27 protein-coding genes and 1 rRNA gene are annotated in these 26,617 nt (G+C 58.7%); 17 read left to right on the top strand and 11 right to left on the bottom strand.

The annotated features are described in order from the left end of the window. A complete protein-coding gene (locus C444_RS07200; protein ID WP_004591924.1) occupies positions 1-1,899 on the bottom strand; it encodes a 2-oxoacid:acceptor oxidoreductase subunit alpha in 1,899 nt (632 codons plus the stop codon). Between the two features lie 267 nt (positions 1,900-2,166). On the opposite strand from C444_RS07200, the gene C444_RS07205 reads away from it, so the two are divergent. Together C444_RS07205 and C444_RS07210 are read left to right on the top strand one after the other, a co-directional pair. Further along, the gene (locus C444_RS07205; protein WP_004591925.1) at positions 2,167-2,886 is read left to right on the top strand and encodes a DICT sensory domain-containing protein; all 720 of its coding nucleotides are present in this window, start codon (positions 2,167-2,169) and stop codon (positions 2,884-2,886) included. Between the two features lie 67 nt (positions 2,887-2,953). Then, positions 2,954-3,136: a hypothetical protein gene (locus tag C444_RS07210; RefSeq protein ID WP_004591926.1), complete on the top strand. Its 183-nt coding sequence runs from the start codon at positions 2,954-2,956 to the stop codon at positions 3,134-3,136. A gap of 18 nt (positions 3,137-3,154) precedes the next feature. Here C444_RS07210 and C444_RS07215 read toward each other — a convergent pair whose 3' ends face one another. Further along, positions 3,155-3,952, bottom strand: coding sequence for an N-acyl homoserine lactonase family protein (locus tag C444_RS07215; protein WP_004591927.1), 798 nt, complete (start codon positions 3,950-3,952; stop codon positions 3,155-3,157). A 577-nt stretch (positions 3,953-4,529) separates the two neighbouring features. On the opposite strand from C444_RS07215, the gene C444_RS07220 reads away from it, so the two are divergent. Continuing rightward, the gene (locus C444_RS07220) at positions 4,530-5,858 is read left to right on the top strand and encodes a Cdc6/Cdc18 family protein (protein ID WP_004591928.1); all 1,329 of its coding nucleotides are present in this window, start codon (positions 4,530-4,532) and stop codon (positions 5,856-5,858) included. Positions 5,859-6,705: 847 nt separating this feature from the next. Here C444_RS07220 and C444_RS07225 read toward each other — a convergent pair. Further along, on the bottom strand, positions 6,706-7,860 hold the full coding sequence (locus C444_RS07225) for an acyl-CoA dehydrogenase family protein (protein WP_004591929.1): 1,155 nt from the start codon (positions 7,858-7,860) through the stop codon (positions 6,706-6,708). A 126-nt stretch (positions 7,861-7,986) separates the two neighbouring features. On the opposite strand from C444_RS07225, the gene C444_RS07230 reads away from it, so the two are divergent. Then, entirely contained in the window at positions 7,987-8,760 is a 774-nt protein-coding gene (locus C444_RS07230; RefSeq protein WP_004591930.1) for a DUF6517 family protein, read from the top strand. A 66-nt stretch (positions 8,761-8,826) separates the two neighbouring features. Here C444_RS07230 and C444_RS07235 read toward each other — a convergent pair whose 3' ends face one another. The 5 genes from C444_RS07235 to C444_RS07255 all read right to left on the bottom strand — a co-directional run bounded on the left by C444_RS07235 (position 8,827) and on the right by C444_RS07255 (position 13,508). Continuing rightward, positions 8,827-10,479: a long-chain fatty acid--CoA ligase gene (locus C444_RS07235; protein ID WP_004591931.1), complete on the bottom strand. Its 1,653-nt coding sequence runs from the start codon at positions 10,477-10,479 to the stop codon at positions 8,827-8,829. A 102-nt stretch (positions 10,480-10,581) separates the two neighbouring features. Continuing rightward, positions 10,582-11,184, bottom strand: a complete 603-nt coding sequence (locus tag C444_RS07240; protein WP_049909218.1) for a chemotaxis protein CheC — start codon at positions 11,182-11,184, stop codon at positions 10,582-10,584. An 88-nt stretch (positions 11,185-11,272) separates the two neighbouring features. Beyond that, on the bottom strand, positions 11,273-11,665 hold the full coding sequence (locus C444_RS07245) for a hypothetical protein (RefSeq protein ID WP_004591933.1): 393 nt from the start codon (positions 11,663-11,665) through the stop codon (positions 11,273-11,275). 86 nt (positions 11,666-11,751) lie between these two features. Next, positions 11,752-12,420, bottom strand: coding sequence for an O-methyltransferase (locus C444_RS07250; protein WP_004591934.1), 669 nt, complete (start codon positions 12,418-12,420; stop codon positions 11,752-11,754). Positions 12,421-12,470: 50 nt separating this feature from the next. Further along, complete coding sequence (locus tag C444_RS07255; RefSeq protein ID WP_004591935.1) at positions 12,471-13,508, bottom strand: DUF7504 family protein; 1,038 nt, start codon at positions 13,506-13,508, stop codon at positions 12,471-12,473. 197 nt (positions 13,509-13,705) lie between these two features. Here C444_RS07255 and C444_RS22245 point away from each other — a divergent pair, with 197 nt between their 5' ends. Then, on the top strand, positions 13,706-13,864 hold the full coding sequence (locus C444_RS22245; RefSeq protein ID WP_004591936.1) for a hypothetical protein: 159 nt from the start codon (positions 13,706-13,708) through the stop codon (positions 13,862-13,864). A 27-nt stretch (positions 13,865-13,891) separates the two neighbouring features. Here the strand turns inward: C444_RS22245 and C444_RS07260 are convergent, their stop codons facing one another. Both C444_RS07260 and C444_RS07265 read right to left on the bottom strand, forming a co-directional pair. After that, the gene (locus tag C444_RS07260) at positions 13,892-14,482 is read right to left on the bottom strand and encodes a thioredoxin family protein (RefSeq protein ID WP_004591937.1); all 591 of its coding nucleotides are present in this window, start codon (positions 14,480-14,482) and stop codon (positions 13,892-13,894) included. Positions 14,483-14,557: 75 nt separating this feature from the next. Further along, complete coding sequence (locus C444_RS07265; protein ID WP_004591938.1) at positions 14,558-14,890, bottom strand: hypothetical protein; 333 nt, start codon at positions 14,888-14,890, stop codon at positions 14,558-14,560. Positions 14,891-15,007: 117 nt separating this feature from the next. Here C444_RS07265 and C444_RS07270 point away from each other — a divergent pair, with 117 nt between their 5' ends. The 9 genes from C444_RS07270 (at position 15,008) to C444_RS07310 (ending at position 24,594) form a co-directional block, all read left to right on the top strand. After that, positions 15,008-15,502 carry an Lrp/AsnC family transcriptional regulator gene (locus tag C444_RS07270; protein ID WP_004591939.1) on the top strand — a complete coding sequence of 165 codons (495 nt, stop codon included), beginning with the start codon at positions 15,008-15,010 and terminating at the stop codon, positions 15,500-15,502. Then, the gene (locus C444_RS07275; RefSeq protein ID WP_004591940.1) at positions 15,499-16,644 is read left to right on the top strand and encodes a pyridoxal phosphate-dependent aminotransferase; all 1,146 of its coding nucleotides are present in this window, start codon (positions 15,499-15,501) and stop codon (positions 16,642-16,644) included. Before C444_RS07270 ends, C444_RS07275 begins: the two co-directional genes overlap by 4 nt. 137 nt (positions 16,645-16,781) lie before the next feature. Next, positions 16,782-19,274: a type II/IV secretion system ATPase subunit gene (locus C444_RS07280; RefSeq protein WP_004591941.1), complete on the top strand. Its 2,493-nt coding sequence runs from the start codon at positions 16,782-16,784 to the stop codon at positions 19,272-19,274. Then, on the top strand, positions 19,271-21,307 hold the full coding sequence (locus C444_RS07285) for a type II secretion system F family protein (protein WP_004591942.1): 2,037 nt from the start codon (positions 19,271-19,273) through the stop codon (positions 21,305-21,307). The genes C444_RS07280 and C444_RS07285 overlap by 4 nt, the downstream gene beginning before the upstream one ends. A gap of 57 nt (positions 21,308-21,364) precedes the next feature. Continuing rightward, positions 21,365-21,901, top strand: coding sequence for a DUF7287 family protein (locus tag C444_RS07290; protein WP_004591943.1), 537 nt, complete (start codon positions 21,365-21,367; stop codon positions 21,899-21,901). Between the two features lie 2 nt (positions 21,902-21,903). Beyond that, positions 21,904-22,476 carry a DUF7288 family protein gene (locus C444_RS07295; RefSeq protein ID WP_004591944.1) on the top strand — a complete coding sequence of 191 codons (573 nt, stop codon included), beginning with the start codon at positions 21,904-21,906 and terminating at the stop codon, positions 22,474-22,476. Continuing rightward, positions 22,470-23,381, top strand: a complete 912-nt coding sequence (locus C444_RS07300) for a hypothetical protein (protein WP_004591945.1) — start codon at positions 22,470-22,472, stop codon at positions 23,379-23,381. Before C444_RS07295 ends, C444_RS07300 begins: the two co-directional genes overlap by 7 nt. Beyond that, a complete protein-coding gene (locus C444_RS07305; RefSeq protein ID WP_004591946.1) occupies positions 23,378-23,842 on the top strand; it encodes a DUF7266 family protein in 465 nt (154 codons plus the stop codon). The genes C444_RS07300 and C444_RS07305 overlap by 4 nt, the downstream gene beginning before the upstream one ends. Next, a complete protein-coding gene (locus tag C444_RS07310) occupies positions 23,839-24,594 on the top strand; it encodes a DUF7289 family protein (protein WP_049909221.1) in 756 nt (251 codons plus the stop codon). Before C444_RS07305 ends, C444_RS07310 begins: the two co-directional genes overlap by 4 nt. Before the next feature lie 64 nt (positions 24,595-24,658). Here C444_RS07310 and C444_RS22250 read toward each other — a convergent pair whose 3' ends face one another. Further along, positions 24,659-24,835 carry a hypothetical protein gene (locus tag C444_RS22250; protein ID WP_004591948.1) on the bottom strand — a complete coding sequence of 59 codons (177 nt, stop codon included), beginning with the start codon at positions 24,833-24,835 and terminating at the stop codon, positions 24,659-24,661. 262 nt (positions 24,836-25,097) lie between these two features. Here C444_RS22250 and C444_RS07315 point away from each other — a divergent pair, with 262 nt between their 5' ends. The 3 genes from C444_RS07315 to C444_RS07325 form a co-directional block, all read left to right on the top strand. Further along, the gene (locus tag C444_RS07315) at positions 25,098-25,334 is read left to right on the top strand and encodes a UPF0058 family protein (protein ID WP_004591949.1); all 237 of its coding nucleotides are present in this window, start codon (positions 25,098-25,100) and stop codon (positions 25,332-25,334) included. Between the two features lie 141 nt (positions 25,335-25,475). Next, positions 25,476-25,772: a translation initiation factor eIF-1A gene (locus tag C444_RS07320; RefSeq protein WP_049909223.1), complete on the top strand. Its 297-nt coding sequence runs from the start codon at positions 25,476-25,478 to the stop codon at positions 25,770-25,772. Positions 25,773-26,405: 633 nt separating this feature from the next. Further along, positions 26,406-26,617: ribosomal RNA gene (locus tag C444_RS07325) — 16S ribosomal RNA — on the top strand; the annotation flags it as partial.

Raw genomic sequence — 26,617 nt, forward strand, 5'->3', positions numbered from 1 at the left:
TTAGTCACCTGCCGCGGGGACGTACTTCATGTTGCTCGCGGCGAGTTCCTCGCCGTCGATGCTGGACTCGAACCCGTCGACGATCTCGGCGGGCTCGAACGGGTTGCCGTTGTACTTGAGGAGGCTCGACAGCTTGTCGCCGTACTTGCCGAGTTCCTTCTGGGTCAGACCGCGGAACTGGGCCGTCGCGTTCATCTCGACGACGAGCGCCTCGTCGACTGATTCGAGCCACTCGGAGACTTCCTCCTTCGGGTACGGGGCCATGTCGGAGACGCCGAGCGCCTTCACGGAATGGCCGTTCTCGTTGAGTCGGTCGACGGCCTCGAAGACGGTCCCCTGCTGGCTGCCCCACACGAGGATGCCGTAGTCGGCATCCTCGGGTCCGTGATAGGTCTGGTGGGACGCGTTCTCGTCCAGGTCGGCACGGATGTCGTCGAGCTTGCCGAGCCGACGGTTCATCTGTGCGATACGGTTTTCAGGGTCCTCACTGATGTGTCCGGACGGGTTGTGCTCGTTGCCCGTCGCGAGGAAACGGCCGTCCTTCTGGCCCGGCACGGAGCGCGGGCTGACGTTCGAGCCGTCCTCGGGTTCGTGGAGGAACCGCTGGAACTTCCCGGAGGTGTGGTGTGCTGCGTCCTGAATCTCCTCTTCGGTGAGGACCGAGCCGGGGTCGGCGTTCGGCTCCTCGTCGAAGTGGCTGGCCGGGAGGTTCCGGAGCTCGCCCTGTATCTTCTGGTCGTAGATGACGATAGCCGGGATCTGGTACTCGTAGGCGATGCGGAACGCCGAGCGGGTCTGGGTGTAACACTCGCGGATGTTCGCCGGTGCGAACACGACGCGAGCGGAGTCGCCCTGTGACGTGTACAGGACGTGTTCGAGGTCAGCCTGCTCGGGCTTGGTCGGCATCCCCGTCGAGGGACCGGCCCGCATCGCTTCGACCAGCACGATTGGCGTCTCGGTCATCTCTGCCAGTCCGAGCGGTTCGGACATCAGCGCGAAGCCACCACCGGATGACCCGGACATGGCTTTCACGCCGGCATGGGACGCACCGAGCGCCAGCGCGGCGGCCGCGATCTCGTCCTCGACCTGTTCGGAGATCCCACCGAACTCCGGCAGGTGTTGGGACATGATCGTGAACACGTCGGTCCACGGCGTCATGGGGTAGCCCGAGATGAAGCGACAGCCCTCGTCGATTGCGCCGTAGGAGATCGCGTTCGAGCCCGAGAGAATGACCTGCTCCTCGTCGTGGGAGCCCTCGGGGACCTCGATATCGTGGTCGATATCGAGTTCGCTGGCGGCTTCGTAGGCGTCGTGCAGGACGTTGAGGTTCGCCTCCTGCATGTCGCCGCTCATGTTCTGTTTGATTAGCTTCTCGAACTCGTCGGTGCTGATGTCGAGAATAGCCGCGGTCGCGCCGATACCGGCCGTGTTCCGCATGATCTCGCGGCCGTGTTCCTTGGCGATACCGCGGAGATCCATCGGGACGACGTGCCAGTTGTTCTCTTCGGCGGCCTCTTCAAGGCCGATTTCATCGACGTCCTCGTCGTCGAGCAGCCCCTCGTCGTAGAGGAGGACGCCGCCCTCGCGGAGGTCGTCGAAGTTCTCGTACAGCGGTTTCAGCTCCTCTTTGCCGTAGTAGGCCTCTTCCTGTGGGTTCCGGGCGAAGGAGTCACCCAGGGCCAGCAGGAAGTTGTAGCCGTCCCCACGGGACTGTACCGGTTCGTCTTTCGCACGTACTTCTACGTACGTGTGGCCGCCACGGATACGCGACGGGTAGTGGCGGTGTGTGAATACGTTCAGCCCCGACCACATCAAGGCCTTCGCGAAGTTCTGGCTTGTCGAGTCGATTCCGTCACCGGAACCACCGGCGATTCGCCAGATTAGTTCGTTGTCTGTCATGGTGAAATCCTCGGCCCCAGCTCTGGTGCCGTACCATTCCGTTGGGGGGCCATGACTAAAGATTTTCCACTATGTAACCACTCATTAATCGTTATCTTTCGGTTCAGGCACCTCAGATTGCCGTTTTCGAAATAGGGTTCATCACTGGTGGGACAGATTCACAAGGCCAAGATACCTGTCTAAGTCACACTTGTCAGCTACCACTAGTAAGTCGTGTAACTCCCTCCCGCAACGACTAACACGGTGAATACCGATGTACAGTCGAGGATGTCGTTAACGGAACTCATCGCTGGCGTCGAAGACCACCAGAAGACGCTGACTATCTTCAACGCCGGGCCGACAGCGGCCGAAGACCTTCGCGAGCGCTTCGCGGACCGCAATGTTCGCGTCCAGACCGAGCAGACTGAGAGCGGCCGCCCGGGCGAGTTTATCACTCTCAGCGAGGACGAAGAGGTCACCGCGGCCGCGAGCCTCAATTCGTTCACTGACTCGCTCGACGAAGGCCGTCAGTACATCACACGGGATAACAGCCCGTACGCGTCGATTCTCGATCATCTCGACGAGACGATGTTCACCTCGTGGTCCATCCAGCGAATGACCGCCGCGTCCCGCGAAATCGAGGACCGCGCGTGGCGCGTAGGACAGGGAACGTTGCACGCCGGCTTCCAGACCCTCTCGACTCTCCAGGGGGAACTCGACCTTTACGAACGGCTGGGTGAGACCGACGTGGATGTACACGCCTATGCCGTCCCTGACGTCGAACCACCCGAGTACAGTACGTTCTCGCTGCATCTGGAACGGTCGGACGAGATCGCCGACTCGTGGTTCGTTGTCTTCGACGGCGGCGGTGACCCGACCCAGAAGTGTGCCTTGCTGGCCGAGGAGCGCGAACCACGCGAGTTCTACGGTTTCTGGACCTACGACGAGTCGACGGTCGACTGGATTATCGACTATCTGGAGGAGACGTACGGCTATCTCGAACAGTGAAAGCCGCGCCCGAACTGGCCAATGCGGCTTGCCACGGCTTGCCGCTGGCTGCTATCTCGTCTGTGACATGACGAACGTCGCTGAGTCCCGGGAGTTCCGTATCGAAGAGACCGGAGAACGCGTCAACGGTCTCGAACTGGAGTTGCACCTGCTTTTCGGCGTCTGGGCCGTCATCGAGCGCCACGACGATCGGTGGGTCGTGGCGACTGACGACGGCGAACGCCGAACGCTTGTCGTTGTCTCGGAGTAACCTGACGTGGACCGTATATTAGGCTTCACTCCCAGACACGTCTTCGAACACTGAGAGATCGTGACCGAGAAGCACCTCGGCCTCCGTGGCTCGCTGGCGGTCGCGACACCGTTCTAGGCTCTCCTTCCACGCGCCGTTGTTCCACAGGAGGCTCGTCGCCATGGACTGTCCCGCGTAGTTTGCCTCGACGTACGCTTCGTCGCCGACAACGAGAAGCGGCTGGTCCGGGCGGTCGATGAATGCCCCCATGAGCCCGGGTGTGTGGCCGGGGAGATGGAGCAGTTCGATCCCGTCGGTGAGATGGTAGCTGTCGCCGTGGACGATCTCCCAATTCAGATCGCGGTTGAAATCGTGGTCGAGGTAGGCGATCGAGCCCTGATCCGTGTTGGCGCTGTAGTACGCATACGGGAGTTCCTCGCGGTGGACGTAGATCGGCACGTCCGTTCCTGCGAAGTTGTGCAGGCCGCCGGCGTGGTCCAGATGCAGGTGGCTCATCACGATGGCATCGATGTCGTCGACGCTGTAGCCCACATCTTCGAGATCCGCTGGCAGGGCGTGCTCGTCGGCATCGACGTGTGCGAACACCTCGTACAGCGGCGTCGGCCAGTACCCGTCGCCGGCTTCCGGGTGAGAGCCGGTGTCCCAGAGGACAGTCATCTCGGGCGTCTCTACGACGAGGTTCCAGACGACGTACGTTTCGTACTCGTGTTCCGGGTCGCGGTCCGAGGCTGTCGCGACGCTGTGGCCATCGACGACGAAGTTTCGATCAGCCTGTACGCGGCCCCGGTCGACGAACGTCACTGCGAGGTCGTCCATACAGTGTATACGGGCTGTCACAAAGTAAAGAGCGGTGCCGTTCGTTGTGGAAGGGGTTTCATGCCGTATCGACGCCGAGGTACTTTTATAGCGAGATATCCGGGAAAAGCGGGACCCACACACACCACCCTGCAAGTGTTCTCGGTGTTTGCGGGGATGGGGGTGGGGAGGGGGAGGGCCCCTTCACGTACTTAAAAGAGAGTCGGATTGTTCGATTCTACTTAGAGTCCATTATCAGAATATTAGCTGTATATCGGGATATGAGTGTCCTGAAGCGCTTATAGCTTGGATTTCATAGAAGAGACCGTTCGACAATTACCACATCTAAATTGCTTGTACCGTAAAATATATGAATAAACTACTAGTTCTAGATCTTGTCCAAAACGAGATAGTCGAGAATCGCAGGACTCAAGTGTACTAGACGAAGGATCGGTGTAGGAGACTGCTCGTGGCTGTTTTCGAGAGGGATCGGAGGAACACTTGCAGGGTGGTGTGTGACTGTTCGCCGTGAAAACACTTGAAACACTTGTACGGTGGTCACTGGTTTTATATAGAGTCACTCAAAAGGTGGGATACGATGGTCGACGTGAACGAGAACCCGTTCGATGGGACTGACGCGATCTTCGAACGAAAGCAACCGCTGAAAAAAGACACGTTCACGCCGGATACGATCTTTCATCGCGACGAAGAGATCGAGTTCTACATCAACGCGCTTCAGGACGTCATCGTCGGCCACGACCCCAACAACGTCTTCGTCTACGGCCCAACGGGAGTCGGAAAGACGGCTGTCACGAAGTGGGTACGGGACAAACTCGAAGAGAAAGCCGAGGCCGAGGACATCCCGCTCACCGTTGTTGGTCCAATAAACTGCCGGAACTACCGGTCGGCGTATGCGCTGGTCAATACACTCGTCAACGAGTTCCGTGACCCGGAGAACCAGCTCCCCGAGAGCGGCTACAGCACTGACAGTGTCTTCGAGTTCCTCTACGAAGAGATCGAGGCCGTCGGTGGGAACGTGCTTATCATTCTGGACGAGATCGACAACATTCCAGCGGACGCGCGGAACGATTTCCTGTATGAACTGCCGCGGGCTGAAGCGAACGAGAACACGCCGATCACCGATGCGAAAGTCGGACTCATCGGGATTTCGAACGACCTCAAGTTCGTCGACGTGCTGGAACCCAAAGTGAAATCGACACTGGGGGAACGAGAGATCAAGTTCGGCCCGTACGATGCGACCGAACTTCGGGACATTCTGGGTTACTACGCCGACATCGCGTTTCGGGAGGGCGTGCTCGGCGAAGACGTCGTCCCGCTGGCAGCGGCCTTCTCGGCACAGGAACGTGGCGACGTTCGGCAGGGGCTCCGAATTCTTGAGAAGGCCGGAGAGTACGCACGGATGGAGGGTGCGGATGGTGTGACAGAAGCGCATACGCGACGGGCGACGGATACCATCGAAACTGACGAACTGCTGGATTACTTCGAGCACGACCTGAGTTCACAGCAGGCGCTGACGTATCTCGCGACGACGCTTGCACTCATCGAGCCGAAACACGAGGCGTCAACGAAACGGATCTACAACCTCTATTCTTCGATTGCGGAGTCGAGCGGCCGCCGCGTGAAGTCCGAGCGCAAGATCTACGAATTCCTCGATCAGCTTTCGATGCAGGGGCTGGTCCGCTCGGCCGAACGCAACCTCGGCCGCAAGGGCGGGCGCAAGTACATTTACGAGGTCACTGACGATCCGACCGATATCATCAACGCCGCGCTCCAGTCCTCCTACAGCGATGCCGTACCGAGTAACGTCAACGGGATTCTCGAACACTATCTGGAAGACGAGGCGACTGAATTCGAGGCACCGGACACGACCGACGACGAGCAACAGAACCTCTGGCAGTTCACGTAGCCAGCGTCTTTGCACACCCCCTCCGCCTCACACAGCAGAACACTTGCACGGTGGTGTGTGTGTGTTCAGCGGCGGTCTCTCTATTGTGCAGTCCAGAACAGTTGCAGGGTGGTGTGTGTATGCCCACGATAGACCGCGAACCCGAAGTGCTAACGAGCGATTATGTGGTATTTGCCCTCCGCTGCAGTGTGTAGAACACTTGCAGACCGGTGTGTCAGTCCGTCCTGTCGCCACACCGCGGTATTCCGTTTCGAAAACACTTGCAGGGTGGTGTCAACCCCGATTCGACGGAAAAGCCGCCCAAAACGGCCTCTTCCGAACACTTGCACGGTGGTGTGTCCCGTCTATTCCCTCCTGTTTCTATCGGTGCGGGAAACACTTGCAAGGTGGTGTGAAAGCCCGCACAGAGCGCCGAACCGCAGTGTAGTAACACTTGCAGGGTGGTGCTTTAGTGGAACCCGTGCGATGCAGACACCCGTGTGAACACTTGCAAGGTGGTGTGTGAACACCTGTTCACTGTTCTGGTCCGGTTGTAGTCGAACTGGAAACACTTGCAGGGTGGTGATAGAACACTTGTATGGTGGTGTCGGGTCACTTGTATAGGGCTGTCAGAACACTTGTAGGGTGGTGTACTGACCCAGTATCACTGATCTGATCCCTACAGCGACACAGCAACCGTCCCGTTCGGCGTGCCTGTGCTGTTCAGGCCATCGAATAATGCACTGTCGTACAATGATAAGGGCAGCTAGGATTTGTCAGAGAACACTCGAAGGGTGGTGTTCCCGCGAAAAACACGTCGTTTGCGACGCAATCGATCAATCGACAGTGATCGTCCGAGCCCTCTCTATTACATCGGGGCTTGGTTGTAGATGAGGTTCCGCTGGATGTCGTTGGCTCCCTCGTAGATGACCGGAATCCGGACGTCGCGGTACACGCGGGAAATCCGGTTCTCCGTCAGCACCGACCGACCTCCGTGGAGTTGCATTCCTTTCTCCGCACAGTCCATTGCGGCTTCGGTCGCCTTTGTCTTGGCCAGCGCAGCCCAGTAGCTGGCGTTCTCTTGGTTGGCGACGCGCTCGGCCGCGTGCCACGTGAGCGCTCGGGCGGACTGGAGACCGAGTTGCATGTCGGCCAGTTTGTGCTGGACCGCCTGGAACTCGTCGACGGTCTTGCCGAAGGCCTCGCGGTCGTGGACGAACTCCCATGCTTCTTCGATGGCCGCCGCGGCAAGGCCGATGCCGTGCCCGCCGACGACGACGCGGCCGTGATTGAAGAACTCGGCGAGCATGTAGAAGCCGGCCCCTTCGACGCCGATGAGGTTCTCCTCCGGAATCCGGCAGTCGTCGAGCACGATGTGGGCCTGCTTGGACGCCCGGAAGCCCATCTTTTCGGGGATATGCTCGGCGTGGTAGCCGTCGGCGTCCGTCGGAACGATGAACATCGAGTAGTTCCCGTAGCGGTCGTTCGGGTCGGCACCCGTCTTGGCGTACAGCGTCACCCAGTCCGCTTCGACGCCGTTGCCGATCCAGTACTTTTCGCCGTTGAGTACCCACTCGTCGCCGTCCTTCTCGGCAGCCGTCGTCATCCCGGCGAGGTCGCTCCCCGTCTCTGGCTCGGAGACGGCGAGGCCGGTGAGCTGGTCGCCGGCTGCGACGGGTTCAAGATACTCCTCTTTCTGCCAGTCCGCGCCGTGGTCCTCGACGATCTCTGCCCCGAAGCTGGCGAGCTGGATCGTCAGCGCGATCCCTGCGTCGGCTTTGTACAGCTCCTCTGCCATCGCAAGCATCTGCTGGAGGTCGTAGCCGCTCCCGCCCCACTCCTCGCCGATATCCTGGGCAACGAGGCCGGCCTCCCTGGCTGCTTCGAGCACATCCCAGGGATACTCCCCGGACGCGTAGTATTCCCCCGCAACTGGTTCGATATGCTCCGCGGCGAACTCCCGAGCCTCTTCCTTGACCTCGTGTGCGTGCTCCGGAACGAGTTTCTCGGATAGCAAGTCCATGGGAATTATCATGGTTTGTGTACTCATATACTCCGTGGAACTCCGCCAAACACCGTCGTAGTTGTTTCTCCGAAAAGCCTGATAATCGGCCAGTACGCTTTTGCACGGCTGTGGCCTTCCTCGAACATGAATCGTCGAGACTACCTGCTTGCCGGAGCCACCCTCGGAACCGCCGGGCTTGCGGGATGTTCGTTTCTGGCCGCAGCCGAGGCACCACCACCGGACGTTCCGAAACAGCGCCTTGAAGACGGCGGCTGGACCCGAACGGACCAGTCCTCGGAAACAGTGTTCGACCGGAGCTACGGCCCGGTTTCGGTCGAGGCCGTCTCCAGTACGGTCCAGTACGTCGACGAACAGCTACAGGAGCGTGTCGCTAGCCGAACCCTCGATCAGGTCCAGACTGCACTCTCCGTGTTTTTCGCCACCCGTGTCGACTTCAGCCCCAATCTGGACAATCTCCCAGCCGGCGTGGGTCGCGAGGAACTGCTGGCGGAAGTCAGAACGAACGCCCGTGACAGCTTCGAACAGCAGATGGAGGCCCAGGGACTGACCGACATCGAGAAAACCGGCGAGGGAACAATCGATATCGACACCGGTGAGACAGCCGAGACAGTGGAACTGTCTGCTGTGTACCCATTCGAGGGCATCGCCTTTGATGTGACCGACAGTGAAGCTGTCGAGATACCGGCCAGCGACATCGACATCTCGGCGATGTTCGCCGTCTGGCACCACGGCGATTTCGTCATCATTTCCGGGGGCGCGTACCCGGTGCAGAACTTCGAGCAGGTCGTCGAAAGCGAACTGAGCGACGGCATTACGGTCTCCGTCGATGTCGATCTCGGTCTCCAGCCCGACACTTATCGGACCGAAGTCCGGAATCTCGTCACTGGCGTCCAGTAACTCCCACCATTAGCGCCCAGGAACCGCTACTGTCGCCGGAGACGCCCTCACTCCAGCAACACCCTCCTATTCCGGCGCGGCATCGTCGGGGACGCGGCCCTCGACGAGTGATTCGTCGGCGTACTCGTCACGGAGGGACTTCTTGTCGAACTTCCCGGTCGCCGTCTTCGGGACCTCGTCGATGGTGATGAAGTTGTCCGGCACCCACCACTTGGGGTAGGACTCGAGGACGTGCTCCCGGAGTTCATCACCGAGCGTCTCCTCGTTGGCGTCGGCCGTCGGAACGATCATCGCGAGTGGGCGCTCCTGCCAGCGTTCGTGAGGGACACCGATGACTGCCGCCTCGTTAACATCGTCGTGGGATAGCAGTTCGTTTTCCAGTTCGAGCGAGGAGATCCACTCCCCGCCGCTCTTGATGACGTCTTTCGCCCGGTCGACGATCTTGATGTAGCCGTCCTCGTCGACGGACACCACGTCGCCGGTCTTCAGATAGCCGTCCTCGAACTCCTGTTTGTTTGCTTCCGGCCGCTTGAAGTACTCCGTCGTCACCCACGGCCCGCGGATGTGGAGTTCGCCGAAGTCCTCGCCGTTGTGCGGGACCTCGTTGCCGTTGTCGTCGATGACACGGAACTCCAGCCCAGGCGTGATGAGTCCCTGCTTTGCCCGCTTGTCCAGTTGCGTCTGGTAGTCGGCATCCTCTAGGTCACTACGCAGGGACGACACCGCACCCACTGGGGCCGTCTCGGTCATCCCCCAGGCGTGAACGAGCTCCACACCACGGTCGTCGAAGAACCGGATCATCGCTTCGGGTGCGGCGCTGCCGCCGACGATAAGACGTTCGAGCGAGGAGAGGTCGACGTCGTTCTCCTTGATGTACTCCATCAGTCCCAGCCAGACGGTCGGGACGCCGGCTGTGACGGTGACATCCTCTTCTTCGATGAGTTTCGCGAGGTCCGCCGGCTCCGGCTGTGGGCCGGGGTAGACGTGCTTGGCCCCGCCCGCAGTTGCCGAGAACGGGAGTCCCCACGCGTTGACGTGGAACATCGGGACGACCGGCATCATGACGTCGTCGTCGTCGAGTGGAATCCCCTGTGGCGACTGAATACCCATCGTGTGGCTCCACAGCATCTGTTGGGTGTACTCGACGCCTTTCGGCCGCCCAGTTGTGCCGGACGTGTAACAGAGGCCGGCAGGGCGGTCCCCCTCCAGTTCGGGCCAGTCGTACTCCGTCGGCTGGTCGGCGATAAACGACTCGTAGGCAACGGCATCAAGATCCGTATCCGGGACAGAGTCGCTCATCACGACGAACTGCTCGACCGTCTCGAAGGACTCGGGGTCATCGGCGGCGGCACCCTCGAGTTTCGGCAGGAGTGATTCGTCGACGAAAATGAGTTCGTCCTGCGCGTCGCTGACGATATACTGGATGTGTTCGTCGGGCAGAAGCGGGTTGATAGTGTGTAACTGCGCACCGGTTCCCGGTACTCCGAAGTACGTCTCGAAGTGGCGGCTGTGGTTCCAGCAGAACGTTCCGAGCCGTTCGCCGTCGCCATAGCCGGCTTCCTCGATCGCGTTCGCTAACTGCGCCGTCCGTTCGGCATATTCGGCGTAGTCGTGACGGACGATGCCCTCGTGGGTACGAGAGACGACCTCTGTGTCCGGATACAGTGTTTCTGCACGCCACAGGAACGGTCGTAGAGTTTGCGGGCTGCCTCCTGGCATATCATGACGCAAGGGCCCACGGTACAAGAAACACTGCTAAATCTTTCATGAGGGAAAAGAAGTTCATCCGCAGTGCCCGCCGCCAGAATAACTTAGGACCGCTTACACTTCGATTTCCTGCATCAGGTCGACCAGTTCTTCCAGTTCCGGAAACGTGTACACTTTCACGTTGATATTAGACTCCAGTGCGTGAACGCGAGAATCGAACATCAGCGCCATCTCGTTGTCTCGGTCGCCGACGAGTTGGTCCACCATCCCGCTCCCGGGGCCGAACGTGAAGTTCGGTGTGGAGATGTCGATGGTCGTATCGAGGACGTTCGCCCAGCCGTCGATGAAGCCGCTGGTCATGATGTTGCCGATCTCCTGAATCGCCGAGCGCTCCATGTCGGTGAAGCCGTTCGCGTTGGGGTCCGTCTCCCCCATATCGCCGATCATCCCAGTGGCGAGGTCCTTCGCACTGGCGGCGTTGAACAGGAACAGGATGTGTCCGTGGGGTTTTTCGACCATTTCGATACTGATACCGATCTGCTTCTCGTCGCCGACGTGTGTTTTGATATCCGGGATATCGATGAAGTTGATCTTCGTGATCTCCATCTCCGTCTCCATCCCTGTCATCTGGCTGAGGTGGTTCGCAACGGTGTTACCGCCCTCTTTAGCCATCTGATTGAACAACCCGAGCTTCCGAATATCTATCATCAGACTCATTCGTTAGGACCAGCGTTGCCGCTGAGTTGTGTGCCCTCATACATAAGCTATGCACCCGCATTTTCGTCGGCGAGAATCGGAGCGGCACTCAAAACTGTTCGGCCGTGTCGATGCCGATAACGATGCCACACTCGTCGGCGTCGAAGTTGTCATCCCCGCGGACGGATGTGGCAAACAGAAGTTTTGCCTGCTCAGTGTGTGCGAGCCTGATGCCAGCCGCGATGTCGTCTTCGAACCTGAACTCCGAGAGGAGTTCATCACAGACCACGTCCGAGACGCGGTAGGCCCGGGTTCCGTCAACGGTGACGTAGTCGAATTCCCGTTCGAACTGACTGTGTCGTCCGATGAGGTCAGCGTGTAGGATGACCAGCGCGTCACACAGGTCCCGCTCGGCGATACCCGCCCACTCGGCCGCTCGCTCGATGACAGCGGTGTCGAGTCCCGATTCTGTCGAGGCCGTGCCGGTGTCTGCTTTCGCCATTGTTCATGTTAGTTATCAACACACATGGTAATAGTGCTTGGGTGCGTTCGCCGCTCAATTGTTCTCGGCGTCACTCCGTGCGTTTATCACTGCACGCGGACGCTCACAGCGACGCCCTCACCGAGCGGTAGCAGTCCCGTCTCGAACGCCGGATCGTCGCCGACGCGTTCGAGATAGGTGGCGATACCACGACTCGTTTCGTTGGCGTCGATGTCGTCGCCGTCCAGCAACGCCTGTACCGCCTCGAACTCCAGCGGCCCAGCCTCGATCATGTTATCGGCGACCACGGCCCCACCGACCGGCACTTTGTCCCGGACAGCCTCGAAGGCCTCCGTGTATCGGTGTTTCTCGTTGTCGATCAGTACTACGTCGAACGGGCCGTCGTAGCTCTCGACGATTTCGATTGCATCCCCGTGCTCGAAGGCGGCCCGGTTGACGAACCCGCCGCGGTCGAGGAACTCGCGGGCTTCTTCGAGTTCATCAGCGTCGATCTCCGTCAGGACAATCTGTCCATCGTCGGAAACGGCAGGGGCCATCCAGTACGCCGAGTAGCCGAAGCCGGAGCCGAACTCGAAGACACGGTCGGCGTCGACCATCCGGGCGACGAGGCGGAGCCACCCGCCGACTGCGGGACCGACTGTCGGAAATCCTTCTCGGTCAGCTTTGGCGTCCATCTCCTCGATGACAGGGTCGCTGGCTGGGGCCAGTGTACGAGCGAATTGCTCTGTGACCTCGGGCAGTGGGGCTTCGTCCATACCGGGCTATGCCGGTAGCGGTCACATAAATGAGTGGGTCCGGACCGGCACTAGCCGAGTTCGAGGCGTTCAACGTACCGGATTACGGACTCCAGCGCGGGATTGGGGTAGTACTCGACAGTATTGGCCGCTGTCTCGTATGAGAGAATCCCGAGGTCGTCCAGCCGCGGTAGGTGGTTGTGTGCCAACGACACACTCACCTCGTCGCGTGATTTAGGCGTCTCCCTGGCCGGGATGGCCTTCTCCCGCTCGTAGATGCGTTCGACGAGGTCGTCAAGTGGGACCTCGGTCTCCGACCGATCTTTCAGGTGATACAGGAGACTGCGCCGGCGCGGAGCGGAGATCAGTTCCAATACCTGATCGAATGAGTACGGTATCGGAATGGTCTCGGGCTCTTCCGGGTCGCCCTTCTTGACGCCGCCAGGTGGGGTGACGGTGTCCCGGAACGTCGGTGTCTCTTCTGCGTCTTTCGACGCCGTGACGGTCCAACCGTGGTCCGGGAGGTATTCGTACACGACATCATACAGCGGCCGAAACATCTCGACTGTCTCTTCCGTATGGGCCTCCGGGTCCATGTGGTGGTGGCTCGAGACATCCATCTCGGCACATTGTCGGTTTAACGCAGTCACCAGCGCGATGACGCGGTCGCGCTCCCAGGACTCAAGTAACCCAGTAAGCGAATGCAGGCACAGAAGCAGCGGCGTATCTTCCTGTTCCAGTCGACCGAGATGGCGAGAAACGGTCGCACCGATGTCTATCGGCGCCACTGTCGTTGGAAGGGTATCGAGCGTCAATGAAGGAAATGCGCCGGACGCTGCTGCCTGTGAGGTAGCCGGTAACTCGCTGCCGGCATCGATGATGATCGCTTCTTCGGGCATCTCGTCGTCGAGGTGCTGCTGCCACAGTGAGAGGCGCGAATCGGGGGATTCGGACACTGTGACACAGATCGCTTTCGACTTACTGACCTCCTGCTCAGCCAGGAACCCGGCACACCCCTCTCGTTCGGCGTCGCTTGAATCGCGTGCCAGCACCAATACGGACGCAGCCTCCTTCAGAGGTTGGTCCACTGTCCCACTCCCGAAGTTCATTGCGTACTGTATCGTATCTGGAACCATAAAGCCATCAACAAATAAGCGTTCCCTTGACATACGGTAACCTTTGATGAACACTGCTTGAATATGAGACAGTGTCCGTCTTGGTTCTCTCCGTACAACTAGCCTCTAATGTACATTCCAGACCGTCCCAAGTCCGAGGATTTTTGCGGTGCTACGCCGTATTATCGACTATGCCAATCATGTCGAGTAGCGACTTTTCTATTCACATAGAGGAGTGTGATGAGTTTGACGACGGGATGCCGATAAGTTCGCTTCCGGACGAAGTCACGTCTATCGACGACCTCGACTGTGAATGCTGGAGCGGGTTCGAATCGCTGAACGAAATCTAACGGACCGTGCTCGCTGGGTCGCCCCGATCAGGCGTCCCAGTACGCCGGTTCGTTACCGGGCTTCCACTTTATCGAGCACCCTCTGGACGGTTTTTCAGCGGCTGTAATCTGGTCGCCAGCGAGCAACGTCTTGATGTGTGCGGCCATCTCCCGGCTGCTTGGTTCGTCGTCCGGGTTCGGAGCGTCGTCGAGGCGACCGTGGTACGCCAGTTTGAACGTCCCATCGTCGTTCCGGAACAGGAACGGATCGGGGGTACAGCGGGCACCGTACGCGGCTGCGACATCCTGTGACTCGTCTAATAAATACGCGTCGTACTGTATTTCGCCGCGCTCGACGAGTTCCTGCATTCGCTCGAAGGAGTCGTCGGGGTACTCCTCAGGGTCGTTGGCATTGATTCCGACGACAGCAAGGTCCTCGCATTCCGTTGCGAGGCGGTTTAGTTCACCGATCTTCGCTTTCGCGTACGGACAGTGGTTGCACGTAAATACGACCAGTAGTGCGTCCTTGTCCAGGAAATCCGACAGTGAGTATGTCGTCCCGTCCGCTCCCGGCAGTTCGAACGTCGGTGCTTCGTCCCCACGTCCGAGCACATCGGACTCCGAATCGAGTGAAACCATCGTCGTCCACTACGGCTGTCGTCGCTAAAAGTCCACGGACGTGCTACACTGGCTTTTGAGACGACCGCTTTTTGCTTAACTGTCCGCTTCTTCCGACGTCGCTGCCGCAGTATCAAAGGCCTTCGCTGCCTCGAATGCGGTGCTCCCGTCGTCAACGGAGAACAGCGTCTCTTTCCCCTCCGCTTCGTGTTTTTCCAGTAATCCGACAGCCACCAATTCTTCGAGCGTTCCGTCGAGGTACAGCGTCTTCAGCGGCACGCCGGCTGCCTCGCTCAAGGCCGTTTTTGTATACGTTTCGTCCGCATCGAGGCGGAGTATTGTGTCAATAACTGTCGCCGCCTTGTCGTGGTTCGCGATGTGTGCCCATCCCGTGTCAGAACCAGCCCGCTGGCCACCCTCTTCGAACATTAGTCGACACCTAACCGGCAGAGATATTAAAACTGTCTGGTGTATTTCGGCCCGAATGATGTGACCCTCTCCCACTATTGAGCAAGGCTTTTGTCCGCGTCACTCTGCTGGCACTGTATGAGCAGTCGCCGCGAGATACTCGACCTGCTACGTGAGAACGCTCGCTATACGACCGAGGACATCGCTCGGTTGACCGATTACTCCGAGAGCGAGGTAGCCGAGGTTATCGACGAATTCGAGGAGGCAGGCATCATTCGCGGCTATCAAGCAGTCGTCGACTGGAACGCGGTCGAGAGTGACGAGGAACGCGTCCGCGCCACCGTCGAACTCAACGTCACGCTGGACCGTGAGACTAGCTACGACGACATTTCCGACCGGATCGCGAAGTTTCCGGAAGTGACTTCGCTGCGCCTCGTCAGCGGTGACTACGACTTCGACCTAGAGGTCGAGGGCGATTCGATGCGCGAAGTGTCGCATTTCATCAGCGACAAAATCGCGCCGATTCCCGAGATCACGCAGACGGTAACCCACTACATCATGGAGTCGTACAAGGAGCAGGGGATGGAGTTCGACGACCACGACGACGACGACCGGCTGTCCGTCTCACCATGACGTTCGAGCCAGCAGACAGGGTCGACAGTGTGCCGCCTTCTGGCATCCGTCGGTTCTTCGAACTGGCCGAGGAGATGGACGATATCATCTCGCTTGGGGTCGGCGAACCGGATTTTTCGGCCCCGTGGGCGGCCCGCGAAGCCGCTATCGCGTCGCTCGAACGCGGCCAGACCTCGTACACGGCCAACCGCGGGAAACAGGAGCTCCGGGACCGTATCGCGGACTACGAGGCGTCGACGCACAATCTGCAGTACGACCCCGACGAGGAAATCCTCGTCACGGCGGGCGCGAGCGAGGGCCTCGACCTCGCCTTTCGGGCGCTGCTGAACCCCGGCGACTCCGTCGCTATCGCCCAGCCATGTTACGTCTCGTACGTCCCCGGCGCGACGTTCGCCGGCATCGACGTCGTCGACGTTCCAACACGTGCCGAAGACGAGTTCAAACTCACCCGAGAGGTGCTGGAATCGTCCGGCGCGGCCGAGGCTGACGCGCTCGTGTACTGCTATCCGAACAATCCGACCGGAGCGACGATGACGGCCGAGGAGATGGCAGATGTTGCGGCCTTTTGCCGCGAAAACGATCTCCTCGTGTTCGCCGACGAGATCTACGCCGACCTCACGTACGAACACGACCACACGTCTATCGCTACCCTCCCAGGGATGCGTGAGCGGACCGTCGTGTTCAATGGCTTCTCGAAGGCGTTCGCGATGACAGGGTTCAGACTGGGGTACGCGATGGCCCCACCGAAGGCCATCGAAGCGATGAACCGAATCCATCAGTACTCGATGCTCTCGGCCCCGACGACGGCTCAGCACGCCGCTATCGAAGCGCTCGACAATTGCCGCGACGAGGTCACGGAGATGTCCGCGCAGTACGACCGCCGTCGGAAGTACGTCCTCACGCGCTTCGAGGAGATGGGACTTGACTGCTTCCCGGCGGCTGGAGCCTTCTATGCGTTCCCGGAATGTCCATGGGACGATGCCGGCGAGTTCGCTGAGAGTCTACTTCAGGAAAAACGGGTCGCAGTCGTACCCGGAACAGCCTTCGGGGAGGGTGGGTCGGGCCACTTGCGGGTGTCATACGCAACGGGTCTCGACGATCTCAAAGAAGCGATGGCTCGAATCGAGTCATTCCTTAATTGACAACTAGGGGCGGCGAAACATTCAGTACGGTCCACTTACTACCGTGAGGAGACCGTGATACAATCACCCGGAAACTCTTTTTCAGTGACAGTTAGTTGGGGTAAAGTTTTTTCCCACCTAACGGGAGATGAATAACAATGGCTATCGATGATACTGGGGGAGGTGAGTCAGAGCAGGTCAACGGTGGGGGAAACCTGACTGACGAGCCTGTACGGGTCGGCGAATACACGTGGGATGATCTTCGGCGGGAGGTACACGATGGGGGACGGTTCGACCGGAGCGTGTACCTCGGCTTTGAGCCGAGAGAACTCAGTCAGCGACTCGAAGACGCGGCAAGTGCCGGGAAAACACTGCAAGCGCCGTTCGAAGAGTATCTCGACCCGACAACGACACCAGTCGCGAAAGACATCTACACGTGGGAGCATTTCAAACAGGAGTACTATTACGAGGACGGCAGTCTTCCCCGTGATGGTGACGGCGAAGTCATCCCTTTTGACGAAAGTGAGTATCTGAATTTCGACCCCGAACACACGGAAAACAGGCTGTCCGCCGCCGAAGACATCGCCAGTGAACTGCATGAGTACGTCGACGAAAACACCGTCGACGTGAATCCGGAACTGGACGAAGACGAGTTCTTCTCGACGCGAGACGGCCACACGACCGTCGTCAACCGCTACGACCTCGAAAAAGCCGTTCCCCAGTCGAAGAAATCTCACTTCAACGAACTGGAACGGTACTGGGTCAACAAGCCCTACGCCTGCGTCATCATCTTCCACTCACGGAAGGAGAACGAGAAGAAGTACTACGTCATCGAGCCGTATCTCACCGATATCGAGATCGACCTCCGGGAGTTCCTCTCGGGCAAGCTCAAGACCGCGATCAAGTATTCCGAGGACGACGTCATCGTTCAGGGGACCGACGCCGACCGGGCGCAGGTCATCCAGCGGGAGGCCGAACAACTCCTCTCGCGGTACGACCTCTACAACGGTTCGGTCTCCAGTAGTGGCGAAGAGAGCGTTCTCGGACAGGTCAAGGAACTGTTCGGGATCGAATCGGAGACGCAAAGCGAAACCACGGGACAGCTCTCAGGTATTTCGACACGTCCAGAGCCGGCTATCCTCGAAGACGATGACCCGAAACTGAACGAGTACCAGGTCGAGAAGCTGCTGTACATGCTCAAGCGGGACTTCGTCGGCTACGCTCGGATCGACGGCGTCAAACACGACATCAACGTGGAGGACATCTCCTGTGACGGGTACAACTCCCGGGTGTTCGTCTATCACACGGACTACGAGCAGATCATCTCGAACGTCGAACACGGCGAAGGTGAACTCGATGACTTCGTCGTGAAGCTCGCCCAGCGGTCGGGCAAGGGCATCTCGAAGCGTCAGCCACAGGTCGACGCGACGCTGCCGGACGGGTCGCGTGCCCAGTTGACGCTGGGTCGTGAGGTGTCCGACCACGGGACGAACTACACCATCCGGCAGTTCAAGGATGTGCCGTTCACGCCGATTGACCTCATCAACTGGAACACCTTCTCGCTGGACGAGATGGCGTTCCTCTGGCTCTGTATCGAGAACAACAAGAGCCTCATCTTCGCCGGCGGTACTGCTTCGGGGAAGACGACCAGCCTGAACGCTGTCTCGCTGTTCATTCCGTCGAACTCCAAGATCGTCTCCATCGAGGACACGCGTGAGGTCGAGCTGCCACAGCGAAACTGGGTGGCCAGCGTCACACGCCCCTCGTTCGGCGAGGACGACAAGGGCGATGTCGACGAGTTCGACCTGCTGGAGGCCGCGCTCCGTCAACGTCCGGACTACATCGTCATGGGTGAGATCCGTGGTGAGGAAGGGCGCACGCTATTTCAGGTCATGTCGACCGGCCACACCACCTACACCACGTTCCACGCTGACTCTGTCGGCGAGGTCATCAAGCGGTTCACTACCGAACCGATCAATGTTTCGAAGACGCTGTTCACGGCACTTGACCTGGTGTCGATCCAGACCCAGACGCGGGTCGACGGCAACAAGGTCCGTCGGAACAAGTCCCTGACCGAAATAAACGAGTACTCCGCGGAGAACGACGAGATCAACGTTCGGGACGTGTACGAGTGGCGTGCCGAGACGGACGAGTACATCCAGATGGGGAACTCAAACACGCTCGAAGAGATCAAGTTCGACCGCGGGTGGACCCAGGATAAACTCGACGAGGAACTGTTCAAGCGCAAGGTCGTCCTCGCGTACCTCATCGAGAAGGGGCTGAACACCTACACGCAGGTCGCGGCGACCATCCAGGCGTTCATCAACGACCCCGACACCATTCTCACGCTCATCGCCAACGACCAACTCGAACTGTCACTCGAGGACCTCCGTGAGATGGAATCTGTCAAGATTGACATCGACCCGGAAAAGGAGGAAATGGTGCCCCGGCCGGACGCGCCGCCGGAGATGGTCGAGGAGACCAAGCAGGTCCTTGATAACGCCCAGCCGCTGTTCAACACCTACAAGAGCCGCGAAACGCCGGATATCGTCTCGGCGCTGATGGACGACTCAGACGAAAGCGCTGACGAAGACAGCATCGACTTCGGCCAGTTCGTTCCCAAGGCCGGAGCGGAGGCAGATAGCGAATGAGCCTCGACACACCGAGTCAGCAACAGGTGGGCAGCGGCGGTGCGCTCGGTGATACGTTCTACCCGGCGTACCAGATGGTGTTCGACGATGAGGGCGACTTCGTCAACAGCGTCGAGAACAAGCTTGCGGAGGCCCGGATGGCCGACAACGTCGAGATGTTCCTCGCACGCGCGCTCGCGGTCGGTGTCATCGCCGGCCTCGCGCTGTGGCTGGTCGGGACCTTCCTCGGCTATCTGCTGGTCCAGTTGCTGTTTACCGGCGGGGAAGCACCGACGCTCATCGGGATCCCAGTGTCAGAGAGCGTCTCAGAGATTCTCGCCGTGCTGAAACTCCCCTTCCTCGTGCTCGTGACGGGTATCGTCTTCGGGGCCATCGGCTTCGGCATCGGATTCGGATCACTGGTCTCGATACCCTATTTCCGTGCGAGTGCGCGCGAGCGCGAAATTAACGTCCTGTTGTCCGACTCGATCTCGTTCATGTATGCGCTGTCCGTGGGCGGACTCAACCAACTCGAAATTCTGCAGTCGATGGGGAAGGCCGAAGACACGTACGGTGAGGTCGCAAAAGAGTTCCAGTCCATCGTGCTGGAGACGGAGTATTTCGATACCGACTACCGGACCGCTGTCCGGAATCAGGCGCTCCAGACGCCGTCGGACGAACTGTCGCAGTTCCTGACCGACATGCTCTCTATCATTAACTCCGGCGGGGACATGACCTCCTTCCTCGAAGACCAGAAGGAAAAGCACATGCGAACCGCCAGGCAGGAACAGGAGAAGATGCTGGAGACGCTGGAGCTGTTCGGCGAGATGTACATGACGCTCTCGCTGTTTCCACTACTTCTCATCATCATCCTAGTCATCATGTCGATGATGGGCAACGCCCAGAAATCCCTCATTTACGGGACCGTGTACGGGCTGATTCCCCTGACGGGTCTGGGCTTTCTAGTCCTCGTCTCGACGGTCACGCAGGACTCCATCGGGGACGGCTATCTGCGTTCGAGCCCCGGCGAAAAGGAGCTCGTCGTCGACGAAGGTGTCGGCGTGTTCAACCTCGGGCTCATCGAGAGTTACACGGGGACTTACAGCGTCTTCGACCGGATCAAGAGCCGGGAGGGGACCCACGAACTCCTCGCTATCCTTACGCGCCCCGACCTGTTTTTCCGGGACCATCCGCTGTTAGTGCTGTGGCTGACGGTTCCACTGTCAATTCTCGCTATCGTCGCGGCTATCGTCATCGGCTGGGCCCCGCTATCGCTGGATGGGATGATCGCCGTCCCGGTCCGCTCGACGTTCTTCTGGGTGTACGTCCCGATGTACATCAACTTCATCCCGCTGATGATATTCTATGAGTGGAACCAGCGCTCGCGGAAGGCGATCATCGGAAAGCTTTCGGAGAACCTCCGGAAGCTCGCGTCAGCCAACGACACCGGGATGACGCTACTGGAGTCGGTCAAGGTGGTCTCCGAGACGTCCTCCGGCAAGCTTTCAGAGGAGTTCGAGACCATCCACGCGAAGGTCAACTACGGCACGAGCCTGAAAGACGCGCTCCGGGAATTCAACAACAAGTACAACGTCCCGCGGCTGGCGCGGACAGTCAAGCTTATCGCGGAGGCACAGGAAGCCTCCAGCCAGATTCAGGACGTGCTCTCGACGGCTGCACAGGCCTCTGAGAATCAGGACGACATCGAGCGGGAGCGCAAATCCCGGACGCGGATGCAGACGGTCATTATTCTGATGACGTACCTGACACTGCTCGGCGTGATGGCGTTGCTGAAGACACAGTTCCTCGATGTGATGTCGGGGCTGGCGACGCAGGCTTCCGGTTCGAGCAGTTCGAGCGCGCCCGGTGGCGGCTTCGGTGGCAGTGTCGACACGGAACTACTGTCGATGCTGTTCTTCCATGCAGTGACGCTACAGGCGTTGCTGTCGTCGTTTATTGCCGGCTATATCCGGGAAGTGAAGCTTGTCGCAGGCGTGAAATTCGCGGTCGTTCTGTCGACGATTGCACTGGTGGTGTGGATCGCCGTGGGCTAGCACCTCACTCGCGGTTCGACAGCGAACGTATCAAACAGAAAATAGGGTGTGTGGGACATGGATACAAGAGCACAAACACCGCAGGACTTCGCCGTGGGGGTGAGCGTCCTGCTCGTGACGATAATCGGGGTATTGGCTTTCGTACAGGGGAGTGCAGTCGGCGTGTACGAATCCCCAGACGTACAGCGTAACCAACCAATTGCGGACAGAGCGGCAACGTACCTCGTCGAAAACCACTCGGTGGAAGGCACGCGGAACCTCATTCGCTACAATACGAGTGGTGGGATCAATGCGTCCCTCAACAAGGATGTAGCCAGCCACAGCGGCACGCTTGGTGGCGTGAAGTCGAGCGCTGGCCTTGACACCGCAACCCAACGCCGGACAAACGCATCACTCAATGTAACGGTCGTCAATGCGTCCTCGCTCAAAGCAGGGACACGGGACCCGGCAGTTGATGGCCACGGCCAGCGGCTCGCCTGGGGACCATCGGTTGATGGCCGGACGAACGTCGCGACCACATCTCGTGTGGTGAAACTAACCAACGCGACCGACCAGTGCGACCCGGTCTGCTGGCTCGTCGTGAGGGTGTGGTAACGATGCGTGGCCAAGCTTACACACTGGAAGGGGTTCTCGCGGCCATCGTCGTTGTGACGGCGACTGTCTATGGCTTGTCGGCAGTCGACACCGGCCCGTTCCAGACGGGTGCCCAGCAGCGGACAGCAGAACTGGAGAGTCGTGCGAGCGACACGCTATCACTGGCGGCAGAAACCGGAGCGCTGCACAACGCAACGGCGTGCTACAGTGTCGGAACACCGACACTCAACGGCAATCAGACGGGCAGTTCCACCGAATTCGAGATGATGCTGAACCAGACTTTCGACCGCCAGGGTGACCAGTACAATCTCTACTTGAGCTACTGGGACCGTGATTCGGACACGCGCCAGACCGCCCTTGTCTCGCAGGAAACAGGAGAGAACGTTGCTGAGAGGCCGACTGATGCGGCCGTCGCGACCGAAACGGTGACGCTGACCGACGATATGCCAGCCCGAATCGGCGACTGCAGCGGTACCGGACCGCCCCTCTCGACCGTCGACGAGTATTTCGCTCCTGACGCAGAGCCCGACTCTATCGTCTACAACGTCGTGGAGGTGCGTCTGGTCGTATGGTAGCCAACGAGCGCGGGCAACTGCTGTTGATCGGCGGTATCGCTGTCGCTATCGTCGTGTTCAGCACGATTCTGTTTGCCCACAGTCTCGCTGTCACCGACGGTATCACGACCACCGGGAGTGCAGAGACTATCGAGCGTTCTGCTGACCGCGAAGCCTCCGTCGAGCGCGATCTCGGACGGCTTGCGGCTGAAACACGGGGCGATGACCTCGATGGATTTGAGGAGCGATACGAGAACGCACTCCGGAACTATACGGAGACGCACAATCGCGTCGTCGGAGGCAGCAGTGGGGTCTATCTGAACGCAAAGCTGAACGAGTCGGCATCGCTCGGCACAGAAGTGAACCAAACAAATCCACCGGCGCAGTTCAAAAAACCAACTGGTGGCGGTGGTGCTGAGTGGACATTAGCAGAGAATACCACACAAATATCTGTATTTAAGATTGCTTTTATAGATCTTAATGGCCCAGGAAACCGACCCACGACAATCTCTGTTGAGAACGCCACGAGTGAGTGGACGATGGCGCTTGATAGAGCGTCTCCGGGGTCATCAAAGAAACAGGTGCAAGTCAACGGTGGGGATGTTACTGGTTGCTCAGGTGCGGCCAGCCGAAGCGTTAATATAACTCTATATCTCCACAACGGGACCTGTTTGACCGATAGTACGTCCGTAACTTTCGTCCCATTTACTGACCAGCTCAAAGGGCCGTATAATATCACTATCAAAAAAGGTAGCAAGTCTATTGTTCAGTACCGGGTAGCTGCTATCGGTACATTTCCTCGCTCGAACTATGCCTCTCCAGTTGCTCGTGTCAACTATCCCGTCATCCCCGCTGTAGACACGACCTATGACACACCGTCTGCGAGCTACAATCGAACGGTACTCGTCGAGGTGGACGACGGATGAACCTCGATAGCCTCCTGTCTGACAGCCGTGGCGTCTCGCCCGCGGTCACACAGGCGCTCACTATCGGCATCACGTCGCTGCTGGTGACCGGTCTCCTCATCGGCGGGAGCCAGATGGTCGATTCACAGCGTGAGAGAGTGACGGAGGAAGCGCTGGAGAACGTCGGCGACGGTGTCGCGCGTGACCTGATTCGCTTGGATACGTTCGACACCGAGAGCCTCAATTCGACAGTGTCGTTTCGTGCCACGTATCCAGAGCGAATCGCTGACCAGTCGTACAACGTCGAGGTTTCTCCCGACACCTCACGCACGCGCGTGTACGTGAACGCATCAGGACTGAATCGGTATGCTGTCGTCCGATTTAAGAATGAAACCAATGTCTGCCCATCTGTCGTCTCCAGCGGGCCACTGGCTGTATCATACAACCGGACAGCCGGCTGTATGGAGGTGACTCGCGGATGACTTCGCCGCTGTCAAGCCAAAGCGGTCACGACCGTGGTGTGTCTGACCTGCTGGCGTTTACACTCACGTTCAGTATCATCATCACCGGCATTGCGCTGGTGACGCTCGGTGGGCTCGGGGCGTTCGATGCCATCCAACAGGGGGCGACAACCGATGTCGCCGAAACGTCGATGATTGGGTTCGCAGAAACCACGGACGACCATATCCAGAGCGGCGCCCCTCGACGGACCACGAGTATGAAACTCCAGGGCCACGGACTCTCTCTCCAGGCGTCAACGCTGAACGTAACTGTTGATGGACGCTCAACAAATATCTCGACCGGAGCGTTCGTTCGGGAGACTGATTCTGGGACTGATATCGTCTACACCAGCGGTGCGGTGTATCGAGTCCAGCAGGAGGGACTGGTCGTCTCACGGAAACCCCGCTTCCGGTGTAGCCCTGGAAGTGACAGTGCATACATCTCTGTCCTCTCGCTCGACGGACAGACGGATTTCTCATCGTCGAGCCGCGTCACGATCGAGACCGCTATTCAGAACAAGACGCTTATTTCGCCACAGGCTGGCAAGTCACCGGCTGCGACAACCGTCTCGATCAACGTCTCGGAGACTGCGTATCCGGATGCATGGCACCGTCTATTTGAGCAGGAACTGTCGAACTGGTCGGACCACGCGGAACCACACACGTACCAGTGTACTAGTATCAGCCGAGCTGTCGTCCACAATAGGACGGTCGATATCCGTACTGTCACCTAACGGCCTCTGTCTGCGGTGTATAGACCCGTCGCTCTAGGACTCAGTCCAGACGGTGAGAAAACCGTTATGCAGCAGTCATCAGCGCTGCGATGAATGACCACTCCGTCCCGCTGGTTGCTTCTTCTTGTTTCGCCATAGCCGCAGTCTTGTCTCGTGGGTGCTTCCAGTTCATTACGGCCATCGGTATGTCCTCAGCAGGTATGAAGTGTTCGAATACTAATATATTGTCGTGGTCTTTCATGATTGAGAGCGCTTCGCAGGCCGATAACCCCTCTTTTCTCAGAGGATAGTATTCTTGTGTTCATATTATTTTATTAATACTAATGCACACAAACCGAACAGTCCCGCCGCTAGGCGAAAGTCTGTGATACAGACGATTATACGTCGGTAAGAGACTCAATATCTGCATCTGAGAGCAGTGAGTCTCGTATGCGAGCGGCATCTACATGTGAGGCGTTGGCAAGGTAGTACTATTACCCTCCACTCCATAAGATTGGATACTAATGAAGAAGCAAGAACTCATTCACCTTCACAGTCTTCTCGCGCAGGTACAGCACCATTACGAACACGAAGCAGACACGACCGTCGAACACGACCTGTACGCCGATCTTGGCGTCAAACCGACGTCGATCCACAAATCGAAGACAGATCATAAGGAAGCGGTGTTTGCGCTCGCTTCCGGACTGACGGATGCGATGGCTGAGGAAACCGACGAACCACAGGCGCTGACTGCCGACTGAATCGACGCTCTGTCGTCAGTTCGTTCTCACCGTTTCACTATTCCCAGTAGCCATTGGCCAGTCCCTTCCGTAACACGGCCGCATGGTACACGCTATCCCGCCTCTCAAACGACTTATACGGGAGGCCACCATACTTATATTGTGAGCGACGATTCAGGGCGGCGGAATCTCCGCATGCCTACAAACGACGAGATGTTTGCAGTGGTAACAGAGCACCTTGGCGGGAACCACGTCCGCATTCGCTGTGAGGACGGCGAAACCCGACTCGGACGGATTCCGGGCCGGATGAAGTTCCGAACATGGATTAACGAGGATGACATCGTTCTCGCCGAACCGTGGGACTGGCAAGACGAGAAGGCCAACATTGAATGGCGCTATAAGGGGCAAGACGCCGACCAGCTCCGCTCGGAAGGCCATATCGACTCGCTGACCGCCTAATTTTACCACTGTACCCGCGTCCTGGTTCACAACGATCTTGAGATAGTTCTCTATCTCGACCTGTGTGGGCTCGTTCTGACTGTTAGATTTCCGTGTGTCACGACGGTTGTTTCGCCATAGCGTCTGGTACACTCCGACTGTCTACCGTCAGGTTCGTACACCTCCCGATTGATATATAATGGATTTCTGCCCTCCACCTGCTGACCGCTATATCAGAATACAAATACAAGGATACGTTAGATCATAGACATCCTGTCGCTTTCTTGCGGTTACGCGTGCCACGGCATCACGTTACGTATGCGTCGTGTGTGTGCTGCACAGGGCGGGTCCGAGACGATCCATTTATATGTTCCCCCGTCTTCTGAATTAATGCGAAGGTCGCACCGGGCAGCGAGCCCGGGTCGACATGCTCGGTCGGCCACCTGGGTCGGCCTGAGCCACGAACGGATCTCGTCTTCCCCTTCTGGGGCTGGCGAGATCCACCCAAATGAGGATTCCACCCCTGCGGTCCGCCGTTAAGATGGAATCTGATGTGAGCCCACGGACCCATGCAGTAGTCAACATTGGTGTAGGAACCAATGTGTTTGCTTCCGACGGAGTGCAACCACTTCCGCCGCTGATGTATATCAGCACATTCCGGTTGATCCTGCCGGAGGCCATTGCTATCGGAGTCCGATTTAGCCATGCTAGTTGCACGAGTTTAGACTCGTAGCATATAGCTCAGTAACACGTGGCCAAACTACCCTACAGACCGCGATAACCTCGGGAAACTGAGGCCAATAGCGGATATAACTCTCATGCTGGAGTGCCGAGAGTTAGAAACGTTCCGGCGCTGTAGGATGTGG

The organism is Haloarcula japonica DSM 6131, from assembly GCF_000336635.1.
GTDB classification, from domain to species: Archaea; Halobacteriota; Halobacteria; order Halobacteriales; family Haloarculaceae; genus Haloarcula; species Haloarcula japonica.